Below are 20,676 nucleotides of genomic sequence, written 5' to 3' on the forward strand. Positions count from 1 at the left end.
TACAAAACGAAGTCTATAATGCTTCTGGAGCTCTGTATGTGGAAGCAACGTAATCTCGAACGGTTCGCGCCGTCTGGACGAATATATATTGCCGAGGCGCGAGACGACTTTGGATTTCCAAACATCGCTGATGACCTTCGGCAAGAGAGACCACACACGATATGGGTAGATCTAGACGTCGAGGATGCTGGGGATCCGATTAGACAAGGAAATAAACTCGCTGAGGCAACAACAACTGCTCTTGGTTCACCACTCTTCGGCACCGGCATGCCATATTCTTATGGCTTATCAATTCTGCGGAAGCACTTGGACATACTTGCTCCATTTACGTTCATCCTGTCCAATTCCGAGTATAGCGTGCAGTTAGCCAGCGCTTTTGCCGCTTTCTCAATAGATGAATCGACCGTCATTTTGCACTTCCAACATGTGCCGTCGCATTTCGAGGTGCCGCACAACGCCCGCATTTTTGAAAACGAGGACTTCAAGCTTCGGAAGTCAGATGCAGAACAGTTAGCAAGAGGCAGAATCAGTGGTGAACGCCTTGATGCCCTATTTCACCATTCTGATGGGGCGTACGAAAGGTTCCTCGTGCTTCTAAATAAGGAACTTGGGCTGCCCGCTCCACACCGTCCAAGTCCGACAGGGCCAGTGAAACTTGACGCTGTTCCGTCCGTAGATAGCGCTGCGCTCTTTAAGTCCCTGGTGGAGGCGGAGTCTTGGATCGAGGCGTTCGAGGTTGCGGCGCGTAGCTTGCCAGATAGGGTGCCGGAGATCATTGATAGGGCAGGAGACGCCTTTATATCCCGAGGACTCTTCAACCAGTTTTGGGACACATTCAAGATTCTTCCGAAGCCGATGCTAGAAGATGAACGCATAGCCTACTGGAAATACGCCGCTGCCCTTGCGACTAACCGTCACCGGCGCCTGGAGCTTGAAGTGGGGGACTACCTTAAGTCGCATGACGCACCCGAACTGAGGGCTCTTGTCGCGATCAGCATACCCAAGACAACTATGCTGGAAGAAGCTGAGAAAGCTTACGCTTTGCGTACAAACTCCATTACCACCCGGGCGCTCGGTTTTGCGCACTCGGTAACAGGTAATCCAGACACCGGGATAGACTTTCTTCACAAAGCTAACGCACTAGCTCGTAAAGAAGATAACGGAAACCTGATAGTAGCGACTTCCAACGAACTTGCTATTGCTTACCAAATGGCCGGCAAGTATGCGGACGCATATCGGTGGGCATCGTGGGCTCTTGAGCAATTCACAGAATATGGGATGAATGAAGAAATCCGACGTCTTTCCATAATTGGGGAACTTGTCTACCCGGCCATGTTAATCGACCGTGCGGAAGCGGTCGCTGCACTAATTGACTCGCTAACGATTCCCGAGGAACTGCACGGAATTCCCTCAGTGGAAGGAATAATTTCAACACTTGGTGACTACGCAATCCTTCAGGGCGACATGGACGAGGCTCTGCGGTATGCGCGGATCAATTTCAGTAACTTATCCCGGGAGTTGCGGGCTTATGCCACTTTCGGCCTCGTCCGCGCCCTTATTGCCGCTGGGAAGGATGCGGAAGCCCTTGAAATCGCCGATTCTACCTACTGCAGCGCCTATCACTCCTCGAAGGCAGAGAAACTAAGGTCAACCCTGGCGCTGGGAATGGCTCTAGCAGAGCATAAACCTAACGAAGCTATTCCGTATCTTGCTTCGGCCCAATCTGGATTTCTTAGCTCTCTTAGCGGTCCTTACCTAGCGCAAGCCACGATCTACTTGGCTTCGGCCCAGATTAGAGTTGGTCGATTAGACGACGCTAGGTCTACCCTTGGCGCTGGAGAAGTGGCAATAAACGAACTCGCAGAGTCAGGCTGGTTACTTCTTGGCGGGACATCAAGTGAGTCTCAGTATGCGTGGGACCTTTGGAACGAAGACTCCACCCCTCTCGAGCTCCGATTCCTGGGCACACGCAAGATCAGGGTGAGACACCAGACGAAAGACTATCCGATGCGGTGGTGCGAGATCCTCGCAGTACTCGCCTACCACCCCGAGGGACTCAACGGGGAACGGCTCTCGTTCCTCCTGCAGGGTGACGACGGGAACATGAGTACGTTGAAGGCCAACGTTTCACGGATGCGCAAGGATGTACCGGTTTCGTCCCGTCCTTATCAGATCGAGCTACCGTTCACGGCCGACTTCGTGGAGATGGACAAGGCGCTGCGTGAGGGACGAGTGCGCGACGCTCTCGAGCTGTATCACGGTCCCCTGCTCCCCGAATCCGACGCGCCGTTCGTAGTCGAGTTGCGTGACTATCTCGAGGAGACGTTGAGACAAGCGGCACTGAGCTCGGGCGACGCAGAAGTACTCCTGTCGCTGGCGAGAAAGCTCGGTGATGACCTGGAACTGTGGGAGGCCACGAGCCAGCGACTTTCGAAGAACGATCCTCTGTTGCCGCTCGCGAAGGCGCACGTGAAGCGGATACAGCGGTCCTGGGGCGGCTGACGCTGTGAATCACCACCTCCGGCGGTGAAGCAGCTGGACCATCACGAGGCTCAAGGTCAGGAAGGTCGAGAAGTAACCGATCCATTCCCCGAACCGGACATAAAGTGTCGTAGCTCCGTTCCGAGGTACTTGGGCTAGCAGAGCCTCCGCTTTTCCGTACTCGGTTGCGGCCAGCACCTGTCCATGCGGCCCGATAAGGGCACTGGGACCATGGGCCGACACGAAAACCAGGGGAAGTCCAGTCTCGACAGCTCGGAAGGCAGAGGTACGCAGGTGGAGACGCGGCGTGATCGTCTGCCGCGCGAACGAATCGTCGCTCAGGACCAGAAGTGCTTCGGCGCCCTGCAGGGCGAGTCTGCGGGCGAACTGTGGATAGAGCGAATCCAAGCAGATCAAGGGCGCGGACCAGATGCCTCCCCAGTGGCCGACAGTCAACCTGGTACCGGGACTGAACGCCGACTCTCCAATGGGTACGGGCGCGAGTTTGTCGAAGACGGCTACCGCACTCCTGCCCGAAACACGAACGACCGAGTTGTATCGCTTCCCATCGCGCGTCGAGATGGCTCCGCTCAAAAGGTCTGGCCGGTCGAACGCATAGGTCCCAAACCCGGAGGAGAGGGCCGGTACGGGTCCGGCGGGTAGTGCGCCTTCGGGCCACACGATGAGGTCGGCCTCCATCACCTCCTGGCCCAGAGTGGATAGCCTCCCCTCGATCACTGCCTGTGCCCGGTCCAGTTCTCCGGCCAACTCGTACCAACTCGACTCCAGGGCCGGTTGAACTATCCCGATCGTTGCCTTGGGTGCCTGATCGACTTCCTCTGTGGTGAACCGTGGGATCGTGCAAGCGATCACGAGAGCTAGGGGCAGCAGGAGTCGAGAGTAGCGGCGCGATAGTACCGCTCGGTAGACACCGACGTTCACAACCAGTACCGCCAGCGTCACGGCACTCATGCCGCCGATGCTGGCGAGCAACATCAAGGGACCGTCGAACTGGGTGTAACCGAGGGCGACGGGAGACGCGAGCTGACCCCAGATCTCCCGCCGGCTCGCAATGAACTCCGAGGCGGTCCACAGGAAGGGGAGAAGCCAGAGGGTCGGGCGGCCTTTCCACTCCTTGGCCAGCAGATGGTGGAGGAAGCCGGGGAGCATGGCGCTTGGAGCGGCCAGCAGGATGAGCAGAGGGAAGGACCAGGGTATCGCCGGGGCCGCTCCCTCGAAAGCCGTCAGGAGGAGCCCAACTTGTGCGATGAAGGTCCAACGGCCTGCTTGAAGCGGAGTCCGGGCCAGACGCAGGGCGTGGCATAGCGGGATCAGCGCGATGCAAGCTACCAGGCCCGGCAGTATGCCCCTGGCGCACAGCATGAGGACGAAGCCGCTGAGCGCAGCCCAATGCATCTGCCGTCATCCCTGCGGGAGTGCCCGGAAAAGGAAGATGCGCCGGGTCCACTCCCGCTCGAAACGCCCGACCTCCAACAGCACTCGGCCCCTCGCCGGATCGGCGAGCTGAACGAAGCCATCCAGCTCGCGTTCCAGGACAGCGAAATGACCAGTCGTACCGGTCAAGTGCACCACCGCGGGGAGAGGCAGCGCGTTAAGGACCGTCTCGTCAGGGACACTGAACCAGCTTCCAGCGAACCCGTGAAGTTCTGCCACTCTGCCGAACTCCGCAAGACTCATGCCGCCCGGCTGGAGTTCTGCCTCCTCTGCAACTTCCGCCGCTGAAACCTGCACCCCCTCGCGGGCGAGAAGGGTAGCGATGACCGCTGGCCCGCAGTAGTTCGGCTCGTACTGCTCGACCACGCCCTCCCAGCCCAGCTCGAGCCACGGTTCCTCTGGTGAGAGGCTGCGAACGACGTCGAAGGCGCTGGGCAAGCCGGCGAGCACGACCAGGAGGAGTGAAAGGAGCTGGCTGCCCTTCATGTTCGTGCCGGGCGGTCACTCGCTGCCGCTCGCCGAAGGCGACTTCGCGCCCATCAGGATCGCCACGTACTGCGCCCTGCTGTCGTAACCGAGTTTGCAGAGGATGTTCGAAACGTGAGCGTTGACGGTCTTGTGGCTTATCCGCAACTGGCGCGCGAGTTCGCGGGTGTCGTGACCCATGAGCAGGAGTCTGGTGACCCGCAACTCCATGTAGGTGAGACCGGAGTCGTACTGATAGATCCGCTGTGCCGCCGAGGCAGCGTAGACCGCACCGAGCAGGGAGTTCTCGTCGGTGCAATCGACGACCGCGCTCAGGTGGTACGACCCCAGGCAATCCAGGTAGGCGGGGTGGTGCGCTTGGGTGCAGACGACGGTATGAGAGCGTTCGAATGAGTTGAGCGGTTCGAGCTGCCCGAACGCCCAGGTGAGTGGGAAGTCGAGCACGACCTTAGCGACGCCATGTTTGAACTTCTCGGTAGTAGGCATACCGGCTCGCGCCAGAACTCCCTCGACGAGAGGCCGAAATGAAACGTGCGACGTGTGCAGTTGAACGGCAGCTGAGATCGCGCTCATCGGTCTTCCTCCTCCTTGAAGTGTTTTGTGGAGTCATGCTGGGGAGAAGCCGGTTGTGAAGGGGTTGCCGGAATCGACGACAACCCGCTTGTCAACGTTATCGAACGCGAGCCGAGAAAGCGCGTCTGGTGGCGGCATGTCCAGGCCAAAACCGTCACAACCTGCTCGGCTGACTCGACGCATGACCCCGCCTCGCGAGTCGAAAGACCAGAGGTTTTACACCATTGCCGGAGCGAGAGCAGTCGTAGCTACGGCTCCCGCCTACCCCGCCGTGGCCCAGCCGGCAGCTTCTGTCGCCTGGGGCAGAACTACTTCAGCTGACGAACTTCTCGACCAACCGCTCGAACTCGACCACCCTGTCGGCGAACACCGACAGCGAGCCTCGCCAGAAGTCGACGTCCTCGATGTCGATACCGAACTCACGGCCCAACACGGCAGCGTCGGCCATCCCCGTAGAGGCGAGCAGTTTCTCGTAACGCTCCTGGAAACCGGACGGCTCGTCCCGGAACACGCGGTAGAGGCCCATGCCGAACAGCAGACCGAAGGTGTAGGGGTAGTTGTAGAAGGAGCGGTTCGAGCTGTAATAGTGGCCTTTGTGCGCCCACATGAGGGGGTGCCGCTCGTTCGCCTCGAGGGCGTCACCGTAGGTCGCCTCCTGCGCTTCGAGCATCAACTCCTTCATCTCGGTCACCGACAGTTCCCGTTCGGCGCGCCGCTCGAACACTCCGGCCTCGAAACGGAAGCGTGAGTCGATATCGACCACGATCTGGTTGGTGCCAACGAAGTCCTGCTCGAGGATCTCCAGCCGCGACCGATCGTCGGCCTCCTCTAGCATGGCGTTGAGGATGAGGGTCTCGCAGAAGATCGAGGCGGTCTCGGCCAGGGTCATAGGTGTAGTGCGCTGCATATTGGTGCGACCGAAACGGAACATGCAGTCGTTGTGGAAGCCGTGACCCAACTCGTGGGCGATAGTGAATACGTCGTCGAGCCGGCCGCCGAAGTTGAGCAGGATCCGCGACTCCTTCCTGCCCGGGATCGACATGCAGTAGGCGCCGTTCACTTTGCCCTTGCGGGAAGGGGCATCCATCCACGCCTCGTCGAAGGCTCGGGAGGCGAAGCCTGCCAGTCGGTCCGAGTAGCGAGAGAAGTTCTCCACCACGAACTCCCTGGCCTCCTGCCAGCCGAAGCTGCGTCCCTTGCCCACCTCGATCGGCGCGAAAAGGTCGTACCATGCGAGCTTCTCGCGGCCAAGGAACCGCGCCTTGGCCTTCATGTAGCGGCGGAAAACGGGGAAGTTCTCGCGCCTCGCCTGCTGTAGAGCGTCCAGGCTCTCTCTCGTCATCGCGTTTACGAAGAGCGACTCGGCCAACGGGCTCTCCCAGCCCCGTCTCTTGGCCAGTTCGCCAACCTGCCCCTTTATCGAGTTCATCGCCGCCGCGTAGGCAACCTCATGTTCCGAGAGCAGTTCGAGTTCGGCCTCGTACGCAGCCTTTCGCACCGAGCGGTCGACTTCGTACTGGAGCTGCTTGAGTTCGGCGACGTTGTACTCCGCTTCGTCCCGACCCGGGATCGCTGCCGTCACCGTCTCGCGGCTTATCAACGCGCCGTGCAGCTGGGCCCAGGCGCTGCCACCGCTGTTGTCGAGCACCGCGGCCAACTCCTCGGCCTCCTGTCCCATGAGGTGCTCTGACAACTTCCGGTACCGCTCCAGCGTGTAGCGATGGCCGCGGGCGAGTTCCGAGTCTGCCACCGCCGCCTCTAGGTCTACGTTTCCCAGCCATGCGCTGAAGCGCTTGAAGAGGATCGACAGCTTGTTGCCCAACGGCTGCAGTTTCGAGCGCTTCGCCCGTGCCTGATCGTCGAAGGCGTCGGTATCGATGCGGCCGTGCAGGTAGGCGCTCAGGTCGCGCTGGCGCACGAGGATGTACTCGATGCGGCTCAGGAACTCCTCGATCACCTTCCCGGGGCGTGAGTCGGTCGAACCGCTCTCGCCGATGCCGCGTTCTTCCATGTAGGCGGCGAGATCGGCGATCGCGCCCTGAAGCTCGTCGACGGCTTGCTCGAAGTCGGGCCCGTCGAGATCGGAAAATATGGTGTCCAGTCGCCAGCGAGGCAGTTCGGCAGTTGTCGTCATGTCTCTCCTTACTTTCCGACGGCCCACGAGGTAGGCAGTCCGGGCACAGCACCTCTCAGCGGTCGCTAGTGACCTCTCTTATCAGCAGTCCGCTGTTCGAGACGCGCACCTGGTAGGTGCCGCCGTCGCTGATCTCGAGGAACGTCGCCGAGCCGTACTCGGCGTCGACCAACCGTGACACGAATTCGTAGCGACGAGCCAGGTCGAAGAGGTCTACTGGCCCCTCGTCGGCGAGGCTGTAAACGGTGCGAGGCGAGGTCTGTTCGTCGTCGAGGTTGCGGTAGCGCCCGGCCACCCTGTCGAGTTGGTATCCGGTGCTCAGGCCCAGGAGGTTGGCGCGCGGGTGCCACTTGAGAATGCGTGCGTCCACGTAGAGCTGGTCGCCGGCCAACTGGTAGGTGGCCTCCTCGCCGTCAGGGAAGGTGAAGTGGGCAGAGAACCGCTGTTCGCCTTCCTGATCGATCTCGACCGTGGCGGCGGTCCGCTCGGCCGTTAGGGCCCGGTAGCCGTTCATGCCCACGGCCACGAGGCCGAAGAGGCCGGCGACGGCGAGGAGCAGTACGGAAACCACGACTTGCAGGATGCCGCCCCCGGTGCGGCCCTTGAAGAAGGCGACGAGCGCCATGATCAGGAAGATGATGGCCAGCAGTGCCGGCAGGGCGGCCGCCAGCCAGAGGAGTTCCATTCGGCGAGTATAACGTCAGCGCCGCTGCCCCGAACTTCGGGAGTACGGGGTCAGGCGAGGAGGACCTCCCTGCCGCCTCGAGAGTGCTCAGAGGTCTTCTGCGCCTTGCGGGGGCCACTCCCCGCCCAGTCGCAACCAGGCGTCGACCATGTCGGCCGGAACCTGCGCGACGAACGTGATCGCATTGTTGTCGTGGGGGTGGGGGATGGTGAGGCGGTGGGCGTGCAGGGCCTGACGTTCGATCACCTCGGAGGGACGCCCATAGACCTGATCGCCCAGTATCGGCGTGCCCAGGTGGGCGAGGTGCACCCTTATCTGGTGCGTGCGGCCCGAGTGGGGCTTCGCCTTCAGGAGCAGGTGACCGCGAGTGCGGGCCACAACCCAGAAGCGCGTCGAAGCGCTCTTGGCGTTGCTGCCGCCTACCGTCATGCTCTGCCGCTTGACGGGATGCCGGCCGATCGGCGCGTCGACGAGTACCTCCTCCTCGAGGTCGCCGGTTGCGATGGCTACGTACTCCTTCTCGGTGAGCCGCTTCTTGAACGACATCGACATGTGGCGATGCGCTTCGTCGTTCTTGGCTACCACCATCACGCCGGAGGTGTCGCGGTCGAGACGGTGGACGATGCCGGGCCTGTAGTCCTCGTCGTTCGGATCGAAGAGACGGTCCTTGGAGAGTTGCATGCGCCCCAGCAAGGCGTTGACCACGGTGCCGTTTCGGACGGTCGCGGTCGGGTGGGCGGTGACGCCCGGCGGTTTGTTGATCGCAGCCAGGTCCTGGTCCTGATAGATGATGTCGATCGGGATGTCCTCGGGTTCCACCATGATCGGCCGCGGCGGAGGCAGGGTCACCGAGACTATCTCGTCGCCGGTCAGCTTCAGTGCCGCCTTTCCCACCGGACGCCCGTCGATCTGAACGTAACCCTCGTTGACCAATTCTTTTGCATAGGTGCGCGAGAGTTCGAGCGCGAGCGCGATGGCGACGTCCAGCCGCTCGCCCGCCGGCGCCTCGAATGTCCGGTACTCCACGGCCGCCAGTCTATCGGACCAGCGGTGCCTGGCACGCGGTGGCTGGGCCCGCAGCCATATACTGTTGCCTCGTGAAGCCGATCGCACTCGACGCCATGGGTGGAGACAACATGCCGGCGGCAGCCGTCGAAGGCGCGCTGGTCGCAGCGCAGGGCGGAGTCGAGGCCGTCCTCGTGGGCGACGAGAGTCGCCTGAAGGCCGAACTGGCGCGCCTCGGCGGCGATCTCGACATCGTTCACGCCCCCGACGCGATCGGTATGGAAGAGCACGCCACCGACGTGCGGCGTCGCAAGCAGAGCAGCGTCATGCTGGCGATGTCGCTGGTGAAGGAGGGGGAAGCGAGCGCCTGCGTGTCGATGGGCCACTCCGGGGCGACGATGGCGGCCGCGCTCCTGGTGCTCGGCCGCCTGCCTGGCGTGGAGCGGCCCGCCATCGCCGCGAGCATACCCACGAGGCGCGGGGTTTCGGTGCTGCTCGACGCCGGCGCCAATGCCGACTCCCGTCCCGTTCACCTACAGCAGTTCGCCGTCATGGGCTCGGTGTTCTGCCGAGCGCTCCTCGGCATCGCCCAGCCACGGGTCGGCTTGATGTCGATCGGCGAAGAGGCCGAGAAGGGCAACGAGTTGACCCGCCAGGCGCATGAGCTCCTCGCGGTCACCTCGGCTATCGACTTCTACGGGAACGTCGAAGGACGCGACCTCCTAAAGGGCACGACCGACGTGGTGGTTACCGATGGCTTCACCGGCAACGTGGTGCTGAAGCTGGCCGAAGGAGAGGCCCGCGAGCTCTTCTCGTGGGTACGCGAGGCGCTGCTGGGAAGCGGTCCGCTCGTCAAACTGGGCGCGGCCCTCGTGAAGCCCGCATTGCGGAAGGTGGCGAACAGGCTCGACCCGGCAGAGTATGGCGCCCAGCCCCTCCTCGGAGTGCGCGGCAACGCCTTCATCGGCCACGGTTCCTCCGATGCGAGGGCGGTGGCCAGTGCCCTTAGAACGGCGGCGAGAGCCGTTCGGCAGGATCTGACCGGGCGGATCGCCGAAGGAATGGCTCAGGTTGCGGAAGCCGGTACCCCCGGCGCCTGACCGTCCCCCTCGAGAACGCTTGCAGCGGGCTACGGCAGTCGGGTCCCGAACGCCCAGGTGATCACCCGAGGTTCATCGAGCCCGGGCAGGTCGAAGAAGAGCAGCCGGTTCGACGGCGGATCGGCGTAGGGGAAGAGGTCGAGGATCTCGACGCCGCCCTCCTCGAGAAGGTAGGCGAATCGTTGCACCGGCTCGAGCGTAGCGTCGACGAGCGGTCGTCTCAGGAAGAGCTCCTCGAATTCGATGTCATCGAGCCCCTCGACGAGTCTGCCCCGAGTCTCGCTGAAAGCCGCCAGGAGTTCCACGTTCGAACTGGGATCGGGCAGCAGCATGGAAGCCTCCGATAGTCCGAGGTCTGCCGGTGCGAGCGGATCGCCTTCGTAGGGGACGATGCCGAGAGCGCCGTCCTCGGCTAGCACGCCGATGCCACCGGCAATCGGGGACAGGTCGACGGCTTCCGGCGGATCGACCGGTGTCTCGCCGAGCGGTTCGGGTTCGACCGCTCCAGTGAGCGGCAGCGACTGTACCTCTACCTCGCCGATCTCATCCGCCGCGAAGTAGAGCAGGTCGCTCCTCTGATCGACGTAGATGCCGATCGGCAGGAGCTGAGTCCCCACATGTTCCTGGGTCAGAGCGTACTCGAGCTCCTGGGAGACCAGGTCGACTACGTAGACCTCGGGCGGCTCGTCGGGGCAGCTCTCGAGGAGAGCAGCGTAGCGGCCAGGCTCCGATGCGCCGCCGCCTATCTGCACCTGCTGCCAGCAGAGGGCCGGGTTCAACGGGTCGGAGGGGATCAGCGCGGCGACATCGATCGAGCGGAGCAAAGCAAACGAAACCGGCAGGTCGGAGATATCGACGAAGTGAAGGGCTCCGGACTCGTCGAGTACCACGAGCTCGCTCCTTTCGCCGTTGCGGTCCACGACGTCCAGCGACACCGGGGCGTCTGGCAAGCGGAGAGGCGCGCCGACCGGCGCCAGATCCCTCGCAGGTGCCGCCATCGGATCGCGGACGTCTTCGTAGAGCTGCAGCTGGGGGCCAGCCGGCTCGACCGAGCCGACGACCAGGATTATCGGGATGCTCTCCTCCTCGGTGCCGGTGCAACCGGCGAGGGTGACGAGCAGCAGGGAGGCCGCCAACAGGGGGCGCCAGGCTGGGGCTAATCGTCCCCGCCGCATCATGGCGCTCCCTCCCGCCCCGGCAGGACCAGTGGCGTCTCCAGGACCTGGGTCACGCCGCGGCCGGCTCCGGGGGCGGTCAGTGAAAGCCGCAGGTCACCCGTTTCGGTGTCGAGGGCGCCGATGAACGCCCAGCAGCAGCGATCCCACACCACGAACAACTCGGGCCGGAAGTCGAAGGCGGGCTCCGATGGCAGGTTGCCCGTGAACTCCCACGTGTCCTCGAAGATCGCTCCCAGGTAGAGCTGATCGGTCGCCTTCACCGTCACCGCCAGATCGTCGAACCTCAGTTCGGCACGGCTCAACTCGTTCGTCGAGTTATCGAGCGTCGCGCGGTAACCGAACGCCCCCTGCACGCCCACCACCCCCTCTATGTCGGCGGCCAGCTGCAGGCTGGCTCGGCGCAGGTAGCTCACCTCGAGCAGGTCGTCACGCAACTGGAGGTCGAGGAAGAGGTCGACGCTGAAGCGCGAGCGCCCCACCCTCTCATCCTCGAGCTGCAAGCGCCCCTCGAGAGCGCTGTCGCGGAGACCGCCATCTGTGCCCAGGTCTGGGTCGTAGCGGGTCACATAGCGGACCTGCCACTCCTCCGCACCGTCGAGGGGCGCGTCCTGCAGGGTCACCGTGTAACGCCTCACCTCGGGCGCTCCGGCCGGCAGGCCCAGCCACTCGGGCCGTAGGGGCGCGAAGCCGGTCGCTTCCAGGCGGGCCGCTCCGGGGTAGTGGGCGACGATCGAACTCCGCGCCGTGCCCCCTTCCGGTAGATCGAATGTCTGGGTGACCTGTAGCTCCAGTTCGCCGATCCTGCCACGAGCGTCGTACGAGAGGGCGTCGACCCGCCGCCGGTTGAGATCACGCTGGTAAGCGACACGGAGGCCGGGCACAGAGTCCTCCTGCTCCAGCGTGCCTACCGTGAGGCCCGCTTCGAACGGCAGCCAGTACTCGCGCGGTTCACCCGGTTCGGGCGGCGGTGGGAAGTACCGATAGCCACCCGAGAAGTCGACACGGAGTGCCCGGAGGCCGTAATCGAACTCGACGGTCGTGACGCTCTCATCGGTCGGTTCGCCGGTGAGGCGGTCGGGGCGCACTGCCAGATCCTCGGTGTGGGTCAGCTCGAGTTCGGCCTGGAGGCTCGACTCGGGTGAGCGGAGGCGGAGCGCGAACTCCAACTCCCCCGGATCATCCTCCTCGATGTCGTAACTGTTGGAAATGCTCAAGCCCAGCCAGTCGAGATCGTCGAAGAGGCGCAGGCTGCTCTCCACCGGGAGGAACCCCTCCAGTTCGGAGCGCCTGGTGTCCGTGAACACGTAGCCGCCGACCGTTTCGAAGGTGAGCCAGGGGAGCGGCTCCAGTTCGAGAGCGGCTGTGACGTCGGTCCTGGTTCTCAGCGGGATCTGATCGAATCGGAACGGGGTCTCGCCTTCATTCACGTCGCGACGGAAGACGACTCCGAAGGTGCCGAAACCGGCCAGCCGCTGCTCGCCGGCCAGCCTGGTGTCCCAGTCGATCTGCCGCTCGCCAGTCGTGTAGTAGTGCCCCTCGAAGTTGGTGTACCCGCTGAGCTCCATGCCGGACCAGAGCGGGAGCGGGGTGAGTTCCAGGTAGTGCCTCTCCAGCAGCCGGCCCGCGTCGACGAACTGTTGCCTGGCGGCGCTCCGGTTGGTCGGGTTGCTCGAGTCCTCGAACACCCCCACGTCTACCCCGAGTTGGCGAAGCAGGAGGGGGCCTATCGTGAACCGCTCCACCTCGGGCTCGAGCAGCAGCTGCACCGGTGTTCGCCGCGGCGTCAGACGATCGTCGTAGCTGGGGCCGGTGACGGCGTCCACGGGGTCGGCATCGACGAACCCCTGACTCACTACCGTGCCGGTGATGCCGCCGCGGTTCCCGGCTACCTGCGCGCGATACTCGAGTATCCGGGGGCGCACAGCGTCCTCGCGCACGACCTCGACATCTATCGCGGGCGGCAAGGTTGGTGCCGGCGCGTCGTCCAAGGTCCGGTAGGCGAAACGCACGGTGAACTGAGGGGCCTCGGGCGCCGCGCCGGTCCGGCTCAGGAAGCCGGGACGGTAGAAGAAGTGGAAGTTCCCCTCACCCCGTTCGGTATAGAAGATGTGATCCACACCGCCCCCCAGGTAACTCGTCTCCACGGCGCCGCCAAGCGGTTGCAGTCCACTCGGCTGCGGTACCACGTCGGCGAAGTAGCGCACCGAGAAAATGCCGAAGGCGTTGGCCCCGGCGACGTATGGCCAGTCCAGGGCTACCACCGCTCGCTCGTTGAGGCCGCCCCGTTCGATGCTCAAACGCGGTTGTCGCTCCGGCCTTGCGAGCGGCACGACCAGCAGCGGGAGGGTGATCAGCGGCGCTTCGCGAACGAGCACCGTCACGTCGAAGGCGACCAGTCGGTCGCCGGGGTAGAGCTCGATCCGCTCGGCCCTGAACCCGTAGTCCTCGACCTCCTGTCCGCATCGGCTACAGGGGCTGAACGAGCCGTCACGTACGTCGATCTGCCCGGGCAACCGAGTGGCCGCTGCCCCCACCACGTCTATCTGCTCGGTCACGATGAGCACGTCCTCGCCGCTCAACGCCTCCTGTTCCAACTTGATCACCAGGTCGTTGCCCTGCACCGTCTGCGAGGGCGTGATGAACGTGCCGAAGCCCACGACCCTAACGATGCGGTTGGTCAGGTCGACCTCGATATGACGGGCGATCAGTTGCTGGTCGTCGATGGTGACCTGGACGCGGTCTCCCTGGATGACGTAGATGCGGGCTTCCTCGCCGCCGGGGAGCACGATGTTGCGGATCTCCAGTCGGCTGTCGGGATCGTCTCCGGTGTCGATAGTTATCGTCTCGGCAACAGCCGGGGTGAGCAACAGCAGCAGGAGAAGGCAGAGGAGCCCGGGCCGGGGTCCCGGCCGCCCCGCGCAGCACCTTCCCACTCCGGACATCAGCGTCGCCAGGCGCGGGCCAGCAAAAGAGCGGCTGCTACGGCGTAGAGGCTCACGGGCGTCCAGCCCGCGATCCACGCGGGGATGGTGCCTTGAGCGCCCAGCAATTTGGTGACGCTCCAGGTGGCGTAGTAGACGAAAGTGAGTACGAGGACCGAAACCAGCCCAAGCGACATCCCTCGGCGACTACCTACCATCGTCACGCCGAGCGCGAAGACGGCGAAGACCGTAGCGGCCAACGGTTCCGCGAGCTTCCGGTGGAGCGCGGTCCACTCGGCAGGGTTGCCACGTTCCGGGTCCTCCCGCAGTCGTTCGATGAGGGTCGAGATCGGCTGGTGGACCGGGTCGGGATTGCCGGTGACGCCGGCAGCGAGGTCTCTGACCGGGAGGACCGCCGAGTTGGCCTCGAAGTCGAGCACCAACCGGCCCTCGCGGTAGACCATCAGCGTGAGATCCTCCAGGTTCCAGACGCCCTGCTCCTCGGCGTACACTCCGCTCTCGGCGGTGATCACTTCCCTGGGCCCGGTCGGTCCCCCAGGCTGGATGACGGTGACGCCTTCGAAGCGACCGCCCGGGAGCACCTGTTCGATGAAGATCGCACGCCCCAACGCGTCGGAGAAGAACGCCTGCTCTTCGATGAACGTCTCGGGGCTCCTCAGCAGCATCTCCTTCTCGACCTCGAGGGCCTGCTGTCGGCTGGCGGGCACTACCACCTCGTTGTTGACTATCGCGAGCGCCGTTACCGCCAGGCCGAGCAGGAGCATCGGCGTGAGGAACTGCCTGGGACCCAGTCCCAGCAGCCGTGCCGCCTTGAGCTCGGAATCCTGCGAGATCCTGGCGAGCCCGAGCAGGGACGCGAAGAGCAGTGCGAGTGGTATCCCGGAGCTGGCTGCGACCGGCAGGGAGTAGAGCAGGTACTGGGCGACCAGCGAGACGGGCGCTCCCCTTGCCAGCACCTCGGCGACCACCTCCAGCAGGAAGGCGCCGGTGAGCAAGAGGAGCAGGAGCGCCAGTCCAGCCAGGTAGAGCGGCAAGATCTCGGCGTACAGGTAACGGCTGAAACGGGTCACGAGCGAAGCCGCCACGAGGCGAACGCGAATCCGGCAACCCCGACGGCGAGAGGGGTCAGCCAGGCGGCGGCGACGGCTCCGAGTACCCGCGTCTCGAACAGGTTGCCGGAAAGGGTCCAGGTCGCCCAGAACAGCACCAGCAACACGATCGACCAGGTTATGGCGGAGGCGCGGCCGTGGATGCCCAAACCCAGGGTTCCGGCGAAGAGGGCGAATACCAGGGCAGAGAAGGCGTCCGCGATCCGACGGTGCAGCTGGAACTCCAGCTCTCGCGTGTTGCCGCCCGCCTCTCGGGCCGCGCCTATCTGCTCGGTGAGTTCGGGCAGCGACAGGGTCTCACGCCGCGTCAACGCCTGCCCGGCATCCGTCTCGAGCTCGAACGGCACCACTACCCGTCCCACCTCTTCAGGCGTCGCGCCCGGTTCGCTTCGCTGAGCGTCGTGAAGGATCCACTCACGGTCGCCGCTGTCCCAGATTCCGCTGGTAGCGCTCAGGGTCGTGCCGTCGGGCAAAAGTACCAGCACTCCGCTCAGTTCTGCCGCGTCGGGTTGGCTGGGCCGCGACCGCACCCGCGAGGCGAAGTAGATGCCCTGGTCGGGAAGTGAGTAGGCGACGTTGCTCTGCACCTCGTTGGGAGGTCGCGTATAGAAGAAGCTGTCGACGAGGGCGTTGTATCGCTCCTCGCCTTCGGGCTCGAGGTAGCCGTTGTTCACGAAAGTGATCCCGCTGACGACGACGCCCAGCAGGAGCAGCGGGACCAGCAACGCCATCGGTTGCATGCCCAGCCCGTACATCGCCTTCAGTTCCGAGTCGCGGCCCAGCCGGCCGGTGGCGAGCAGGATGGCGACTATCACCGATACCGGCAGCGACAGGTGGAGGAACCAGGGGAACTTGTAGGCCACCAGCCGAGCGACCGTCGCCAGGGGTACCTGGTACTCGATGAGGTACTCGGCCCACAGGGCCAGGAAATCTATCGACAGCAGGAGGCAGAAAGCGGCGACCCCCAGCACGTACATCCCGGTAGCCTCGCGCAGAACATAACGTGCAAGACGGCTGGGCACCCGGGCAGTATAACGAATCCGTCTGAGACCCAGAAAACGGCTGTGGCGTCGCCGACGACGCTAGCCTCGGACGGTCCGCCGAGGCGCGAGCGGGCCTCACGATAGAATGTGTTTCGTGACCGGCACCCTTGGCCTGTTCTCCCTCGTCGATCTGTTCCAGCTCCTGGCTGCTTCCTCGCGGAGCGGCCGGCTGACCGTCGACCATCCGAAGGGAGCCGCACGGGTCTATTTCGAGGAGGGACTAGCCGTTCACGCCGAGTTCGCCGATCGCTCCGGCGAGGACGCGGTCTACGCGCTCTTCGCCGACGAACAGGGTAGCTTCGAGTTCATGTTGGGCGTTCCGGCGCCACGCACCACGATCTCCACCCGGACCGAGAACCTGATCCTCGAGGCCAGCCGCCGCCTCGACGAGTCCCGCCGGGGCGAGTCTGGTTCCGCGCCGCCGCCGGGGGGCGCTGCGACGCCGGCCCCAGCGCGCCCCGCCGCGCCCGAGGCCCGGCCGCCCACCACGCCGCCAGCACATGAGCCGGCCGGCGAACGCCCCTCCGCAATCCGGCCCGGTGACGATGCTGGTGGGCGGCCGGCAGCGGCCGAAGGGGCAGCGAGGCCGGCCACCGGAGGCTCGCCGCAGGTGCCGGCGTCACGGCGTTCAGCCGTCACACCGCCCAAGGCCCCGCCGGCTGCCGAGGTGACGACCACGGGCTCCGGCAGCGGGGTCACCCTCACGTCCATCCCCGCGTTCGCCGAGAAGGCGAAGACGGTCGCCGACATGAGCCTCAGCAAGGAGGAAGTGGAGTTCCTCAGGGCTGTGGATGGCAAGCGGAACGTCGGCCAGATCGCCCAGGAGGCGGCGGTGGCAGATGAGAGGGCGCGATCGATCGTCGAGCGCTTCGTGGAGTTGGGTGTCCTGCGCCTCTCCAATCGCAAGCCGCGCACGGCCCGGCTCGTCACTCACCTCACGAAAACGAAGCTCCCGCACGGCATCGCGGGCGTTGATCCCAGCATCATGAGCGCCTGGGAGAAGTCCCTGGGCCACCCGGCTCAAAGCATCGCCTGCCGCCGCGAAGATGGCCGGGTTTGCCTGCTCGGAGCGATGCCTCTCGACAACGCCGGTCCCTACCTCATGATCAACCGCGAAACGTTGATGCACGCCGACCTGGCCGTCAATCAGCCTCTGCTCGTCAAGCCCGTCCAGCAGAACGAGGTCTGATGACCGGTAGTACCGAAGCGGGTCTGCCCGAGGTCCAGGCCCTCCCCCAGACGCTGCTGCCCTGGCGGCGCCTGCCGTTCCCCGCCCCCTGGGATGAGATCTTCGGCAGCCGCTCTCCGCTGCACCTCGAGATCGGCTTCGGCGACGGCCGTTACACGGCGAGACGGGCTCTCGCCAACCCGGAGGAACGCTTCGTTGGCCTCGAGATCTCTACCGCCAGCGTGATGCGAGCTGTGAGGCGGATGAAACGCGATGGCGCGCGCAACGTCCGGCTCCTCAAGGTGGGCGCGCAGTTCGCGGTGCGCCACCTCTTCGAGCCCGCCAGCCTCAGCAGCATCACCGTGAACTTCCCGGACCCCTGGCCCAAGGAGCGGCACGAGAAGAACCGACTGCTCAACCGCAGGTTCCTGCGACTCGCCGCGAGCAGGCTGTGCACCGGGGGCGAACTCCTGCTCGCCACCGATCACCCCGACTACCTCGAGTTCTCCCGCAGCGAAGCTCGCCAGACCGGCCTCTTCGACCTGGAGGCGCGCGATCCGCCGGCAGCCGTGTTCGAGACGAAGTACGCTCTCAAGTGGCGCGAGCAGGGGAAGCCGCTCTACTATCAGGCCTTCCTCCTGCGCCCCGGCCCCGTCCCAGAGTTCCCAATCCTCGAAAGGCCAGCACAGATGCCGCACGCCCTCCTGACAGGAACGCCACCAGTCGAACCCCAGTTCAGCAAGCGGGCGCTCGAGTACGGAGACGGTCATGTCATCCTTCACGAGGTCGTCCGGAGTCTCTCCAGCGAACTGCCCGAAAGACTCCTTGTGAGAGTGACGGTGGACGAACCCGACTTGAAGCAGCAGCTGCTCGTGGCGGTTCAGCGGCGCGATGGAGGCGAACTGATCGTGCGGCTCGAACCGTTCGGTGATCCGATAATCACCAAGACGGCGCGCGGGGCGGTTCATGGTGTCACCGAATGGCTCCTCGAGCAGCCGGGGGTGCGGGTCCTGGAGCGCAACTACTGATGTCCGGCTGGTTCGTCTACCTGCTGAACTGCGCCGATGGCAGCCTTTACACAGGTATCAGCCGTGACCCACGGGAGCGCGAAGCTACCCACAACGCCGGCAACGGCGCCTCCTACACGCGCTCCAGGAGGCCCGTCGAGCTCGTTTACGTCGAACCGGTCGCCGACAGGTCGGCCGCGCTGCGACGCGAACTCCAGCTCAAGTCACTGACGCGACGGCAGAAGCTGGAGCTGTTGCGGTCGCGCGACGGATTGAGCCACGACGCCCCGCTCATCACCGTAGGCGCCTTCGGCGCGCCGCATGGTTTCGGTACCCGGGCGGGGGGAGTGAGCGAGGGACCATACGCGGGTCTCAACGTAGGGGCTCGCACCGCGGACGACCCGGCAGCCGTGGAGGAGAACCGGAGTATCTTCCGCTCCTGGTTCGGTGAGAACGTGAGGCTTCGGCCGCTCGAGCAGGTGCACGGAGACCGGATCGTGATGGCCGGTGAAGAGGAGTTGCCGGAAGCAGATGCCCAGCTCTCCGACGATCCCGCGGACCTCCTGCTGGTGGGCAGCGCCGATTGCCTGCCGCTTCTCTTCTTCGATCCCGGGAGCGGGGCGGTCGGAGCCGCCCACTGCGGCTGGCGTGGCACCCTCGCGGGTCTGGCGGCGAAGGTAGTCGTAGCGATGGGGAGGCGGTTCGGCTCCGAACCGGACCGGATCCGGGTCGCGATCGGTCCCGGCATCTGCCGCGACTGCTACGAGGTAGGGGAGGACCTGGTGCAGAGGTTCATCGGGTCGGGATTCCCCGCCGAGGTAGCCCGGCAGACGAACGACGGTCACTGGCACCTCGACCTGGCGGCAGCCAACGAGTTCATGCTGCAGAGAGCGGGAGTCGAACCGGCTTCGATACTCAGGGCAGGGGGAGCAGGAACGCCCTTGTGCACTTCGTGCGAACCAGCACTTTTCTACTCCCACCGGCGCGACCGGGGAATAACGGGACGGCATTGGGCGGCGGTGCGCGCGGCGGGAGGCCGCTGAGGCCGCACCGAGTCGTGGAGGGCGAGAGATGCAGAAACTGCTCGAGATAATGAGGCGACTGCGGGCGCCTGACGGCTGCCCCTGGGACCGCAAGCAAACCCATGAGAGCCTGCGGAGCTACCTGCTGGAGGAGGCCGCTGAGGCGGTCGACGCGATCTCCTCGGGCGACACGAGGGCGATCGCCGACGAACTCGGCGACGTCCTGCTTCAGGTCGCGTTCCATTCCGTCATCGGGGAGGAGGAGGGCAGCTTCGACTACGACGACGTCGAGAGCGCTATCGTCGCCAAGCTGGTCAGGCGCCACCCCCACATCTTCGCCGACACCACCGTGAGCGGGGCCGACGAGGTGGTGACCAACTGGCAGGCGATCAAGGCGGCGGAACGGGAGGAGCGAGGGGAGGCGCCCCGGTCGGCACTGGATTCCGTTCCCCGGAGCCTACCGGCCCTGCTGAGAGCGGCGGAGGTCGCCAAGGCAGCAAGGTGGGAGCCGCCTGCCGAGCCTCCGCGGCTGGCCGGAGACGACGCCGGGGAGATCGGCGAGCACCTGCTTGCGGTAGCGAGTTACGCGCGCAGCAAAGGGGTGGACCCCGAGATCGCACTGCGGGAGGCGATCGACTCGGCCGTGGTTGCCGAGGGAGAAGGCGGGTGAGTGGCGCCCGTCCCACGCTCGAACAGTTGCGGCAGGTGCTCGGACGGAATCGGCCCGAGCGCCTCGAGATAGCGGGCTACCGCCGGGCGGCCGTCCTGGTGCCGGTACTGGACGGGCCCGAGGGCCTGGAACTGCTCTTCACCGTGAGGGGGGAGGAACTCAGGCACCACGCCGGGCAGGTCGCCTTTCCGGGCGGGCGTGTCGAGGAGGGCGAGAGCGTCGAGGAGGCGGCACTGAGGGAGACGTTCGAGGAGATCGGGGTCGAACTGCCCCCGTCAGCGATAATCGGCAGGCTCGACGATCACCCGTCGCCGGCTCGCTTCGTGGCTACGCCGCTGGTAGCGGTGCTCGACTGGCCGCAAGCGCTCGAACCGAACCCGAGCGAGGTGGCGGAGGTGTTCTCGGTGCCGCTGGCGGAGCTGTTCGGCATCGTGCCTCGCTGGGAGAAGCGGGTGTTGGAGGGGTTGGAGCGACGGATCCACTTCTACGCCTGGGGCGAGCGACTGATCTGGGGTTTCACCGGGAACGTGGTGAAAGATCTCCTCGATCTGATGCCGCGCGATGAGACGGAAATACCGTCCCTGCCGTGATAACCTCGGCAGGATGAACGGCTATCGC

Annotated in this window: 17 protein-coding genes; 7 read left to right on the plus strand and 10 right to left on the minus strand. The window is 64.7% G+C overall.

What is annotated here, in order from left to right:
- A partial coding sequence (locus tag VF168_09310) for a hypothetical protein (GenBank protein ID HEX7004369.1) occupies positions 1-2,502 on the plus strand: 2,502 nt, incomplete at its 5' end.
- A gap of 9 nt (positions 2,503-2,511) precedes the next feature.
- On the opposite strand, the gene VF168_09315 is transcribed toward VF168_09310, so the two are convergent.
- The 6 genes from VF168_09315 to VF168_09340 form a co-directional block, all read right to left on the minus strand.
- Positions 2,512-3,897, minus strand: a complete 1,386-nt coding sequence (locus tag VF168_09315) for a nitrilase-related carbon-nitrogen hydrolase (protein HEX7004370.1) — start codon at positions 3,895-3,897, stop codon at positions 2,512-2,514.
- 6 nt (positions 3,898-3,903) lie between these two features.
- A complete protein-coding gene (locus VF168_09320; GenBank protein ID HEX7004371.1) occupies positions 3,904-4,422 on the minus strand; it encodes a cysteine peptidase family C39 domain-containing protein in 519 nt (172 codons plus the stop codon).
- A gap of 15 nt (positions 4,423-4,437) precedes the next feature.
- A complete protein-coding gene (locus VF168_09325; GenBank protein HEX7004372.1) occupies positions 4,438-4,995 on the minus strand; it encodes a helix-turn-helix transcriptional regulator in 558 nt (185 codons plus the stop codon).
- A 313-nt stretch (positions 4,996-5,308) separates the two neighbouring features.
- Entirely contained in the window at positions 5,309-7,129 is a 1,821-nt protein-coding gene (locus tag VF168_09330) for a M3 family oligoendopeptidase (GenBank protein ID HEX7004373.1), read from the minus strand.
- Positions 7,130-7,184: 55 nt separating this feature from the next.
- On the minus strand, positions 7,185-7,814 hold the full coding sequence (locus tag VF168_09335) for a hypothetical protein (GenBank protein HEX7004374.1): 630 nt from the start codon (positions 7,812-7,814) through the stop codon (positions 7,185-7,187).
- Positions 7,815-7,901: 87 nt separating this feature from the next.
- A complete protein-coding gene (locus VF168_09340) occupies positions 7,902-8,840 on the minus strand; it encodes an RluA family pseudouridine synthase (GenBank protein HEX7004375.1) in 939 nt (312 codons plus the stop codon).
- 71 nt (positions 8,841-8,911) lie between these two features.
- Here VF168_09340 and plsX point away from each other — a divergent pair, with 71 nt between their 5' ends.
- Entirely contained in the window at positions 8,912-9,919 is a 1,008-nt protein-coding gene (gene plsX / locus VF168_09345; GenBank protein HEX7004376.1) for a phosphate acyltransferase PlsX, read from the plus strand.
- Between the two features lie 29 nt (positions 9,920-9,948).
- Here the strand turns inward: plsX and VF168_09350 are convergent, their stop codons facing one another.
- From VF168_09350 to VF168_09365, 4 genes are all read right to left on the minus strand, one after another.
- Positions 9,949-11,055, minus strand: a complete 1,107-nt coding sequence (locus tag VF168_09350; protein HEX7004377.1) for a hypothetical protein — start codon at positions 11,053-11,055, stop codon at positions 9,949-9,951.
- Positions 11,056-11,093: 38 nt separating this feature from the next.
- Positions 11,094-13,964 (minus strand): hypothetical protein, encoded by a 2,871-nt coding sequence (locus tag VF168_09355; protein ID HEX7004378.1) that lies wholly within the window; start codon positions 13,962-13,964, stop codon positions 11,094-11,096.
- Between the two features lie 74 nt (positions 13,965-14,038).
- Positions 14,039-15,124: an LptF/LptG family permease gene (locus VF168_09360; GenBank protein ID HEX7004379.1), complete on the minus strand. Its 1,086-nt coding sequence runs from the start codon at positions 15,122-15,124 to the stop codon at positions 14,039-14,041.
- Entirely contained in the window at positions 15,106-16,170 is a 1,065-nt protein-coding gene (locus VF168_09365) for an LptF/LptG family permease (GenBank protein ID HEX7004380.1), read from the minus strand. The genes VF168_09360 and VF168_09365 overlap by 19 nt, the downstream gene beginning before the upstream one ends.
- A 115-nt stretch (positions 16,171-16,285) precedes the next feature.
- Between VF168_09365 and VF168_09370 the strand changes: the two genes are divergently transcribed.
- The 5 genes from VF168_09370 to VF168_09390 are packed head-to-tail and all read left to right on the plus strand — an operon-like array spanning position 16,286 to position 20,648.
- A complete protein-coding gene (locus tag VF168_09370; protein HEX7004381.1) occupies positions 16,286-17,380 on the plus strand; it encodes a DUF4388 domain-containing protein in 1,095 nt (364 codons plus the stop codon).
- Complete coding sequence (gene trmB, locus VF168_09375; GenBank protein ID HEX7004382.1) at positions 17,380-18,387, plus strand: tRNA (guanosine(46)-N7)-methyltransferase TrmB; 1,008 nt, start codon at positions 17,380-17,382, stop codon at positions 18,385-18,387. Before VF168_09370 ends, trmB begins: the two co-directional genes overlap by 1 nt.
- Positions 18,387-19,409, plus strand: a complete 1,023-nt coding sequence (gene pgeF, locus VF168_09380) for a peptidoglycan editing factor PgeF (protein ID HEX7004383.1) — start codon at positions 18,387-18,389, stop codon at positions 19,407-19,409. The genes trmB and pgeF overlap by 1 nt, the downstream gene beginning before the upstream one ends.
- 28 nt (positions 19,410-19,437) lie before the next feature.
- Positions 19,438-20,058, plus strand: a complete 621-nt coding sequence (locus tag VF168_09385) for a MazG family protein (GenBank protein ID HEX7004384.1) — start codon at positions 19,438-19,440, stop codon at positions 20,056-20,058.
- Positions 20,055-20,648, plus strand: a complete 594-nt coding sequence (locus VF168_09390) for a CoA pyrophosphatase (protein ID HEX7004385.1) — start codon at positions 20,055-20,057, stop codon at positions 20,646-20,648. Before VF168_09385 ends, VF168_09390 begins: the two co-directional genes overlap by 4 nt.
- Positions 20,649-20,676 lie beyond the last annotated feature (28 nt).

It is taken from the genome of Trueperaceae bacterium (assembly GCA_036381595.1).
Classification (GTDB): Bacteria; Deinococcota; Deinococci; order Deinococcales; family Trueperaceae; genus DASVCN01.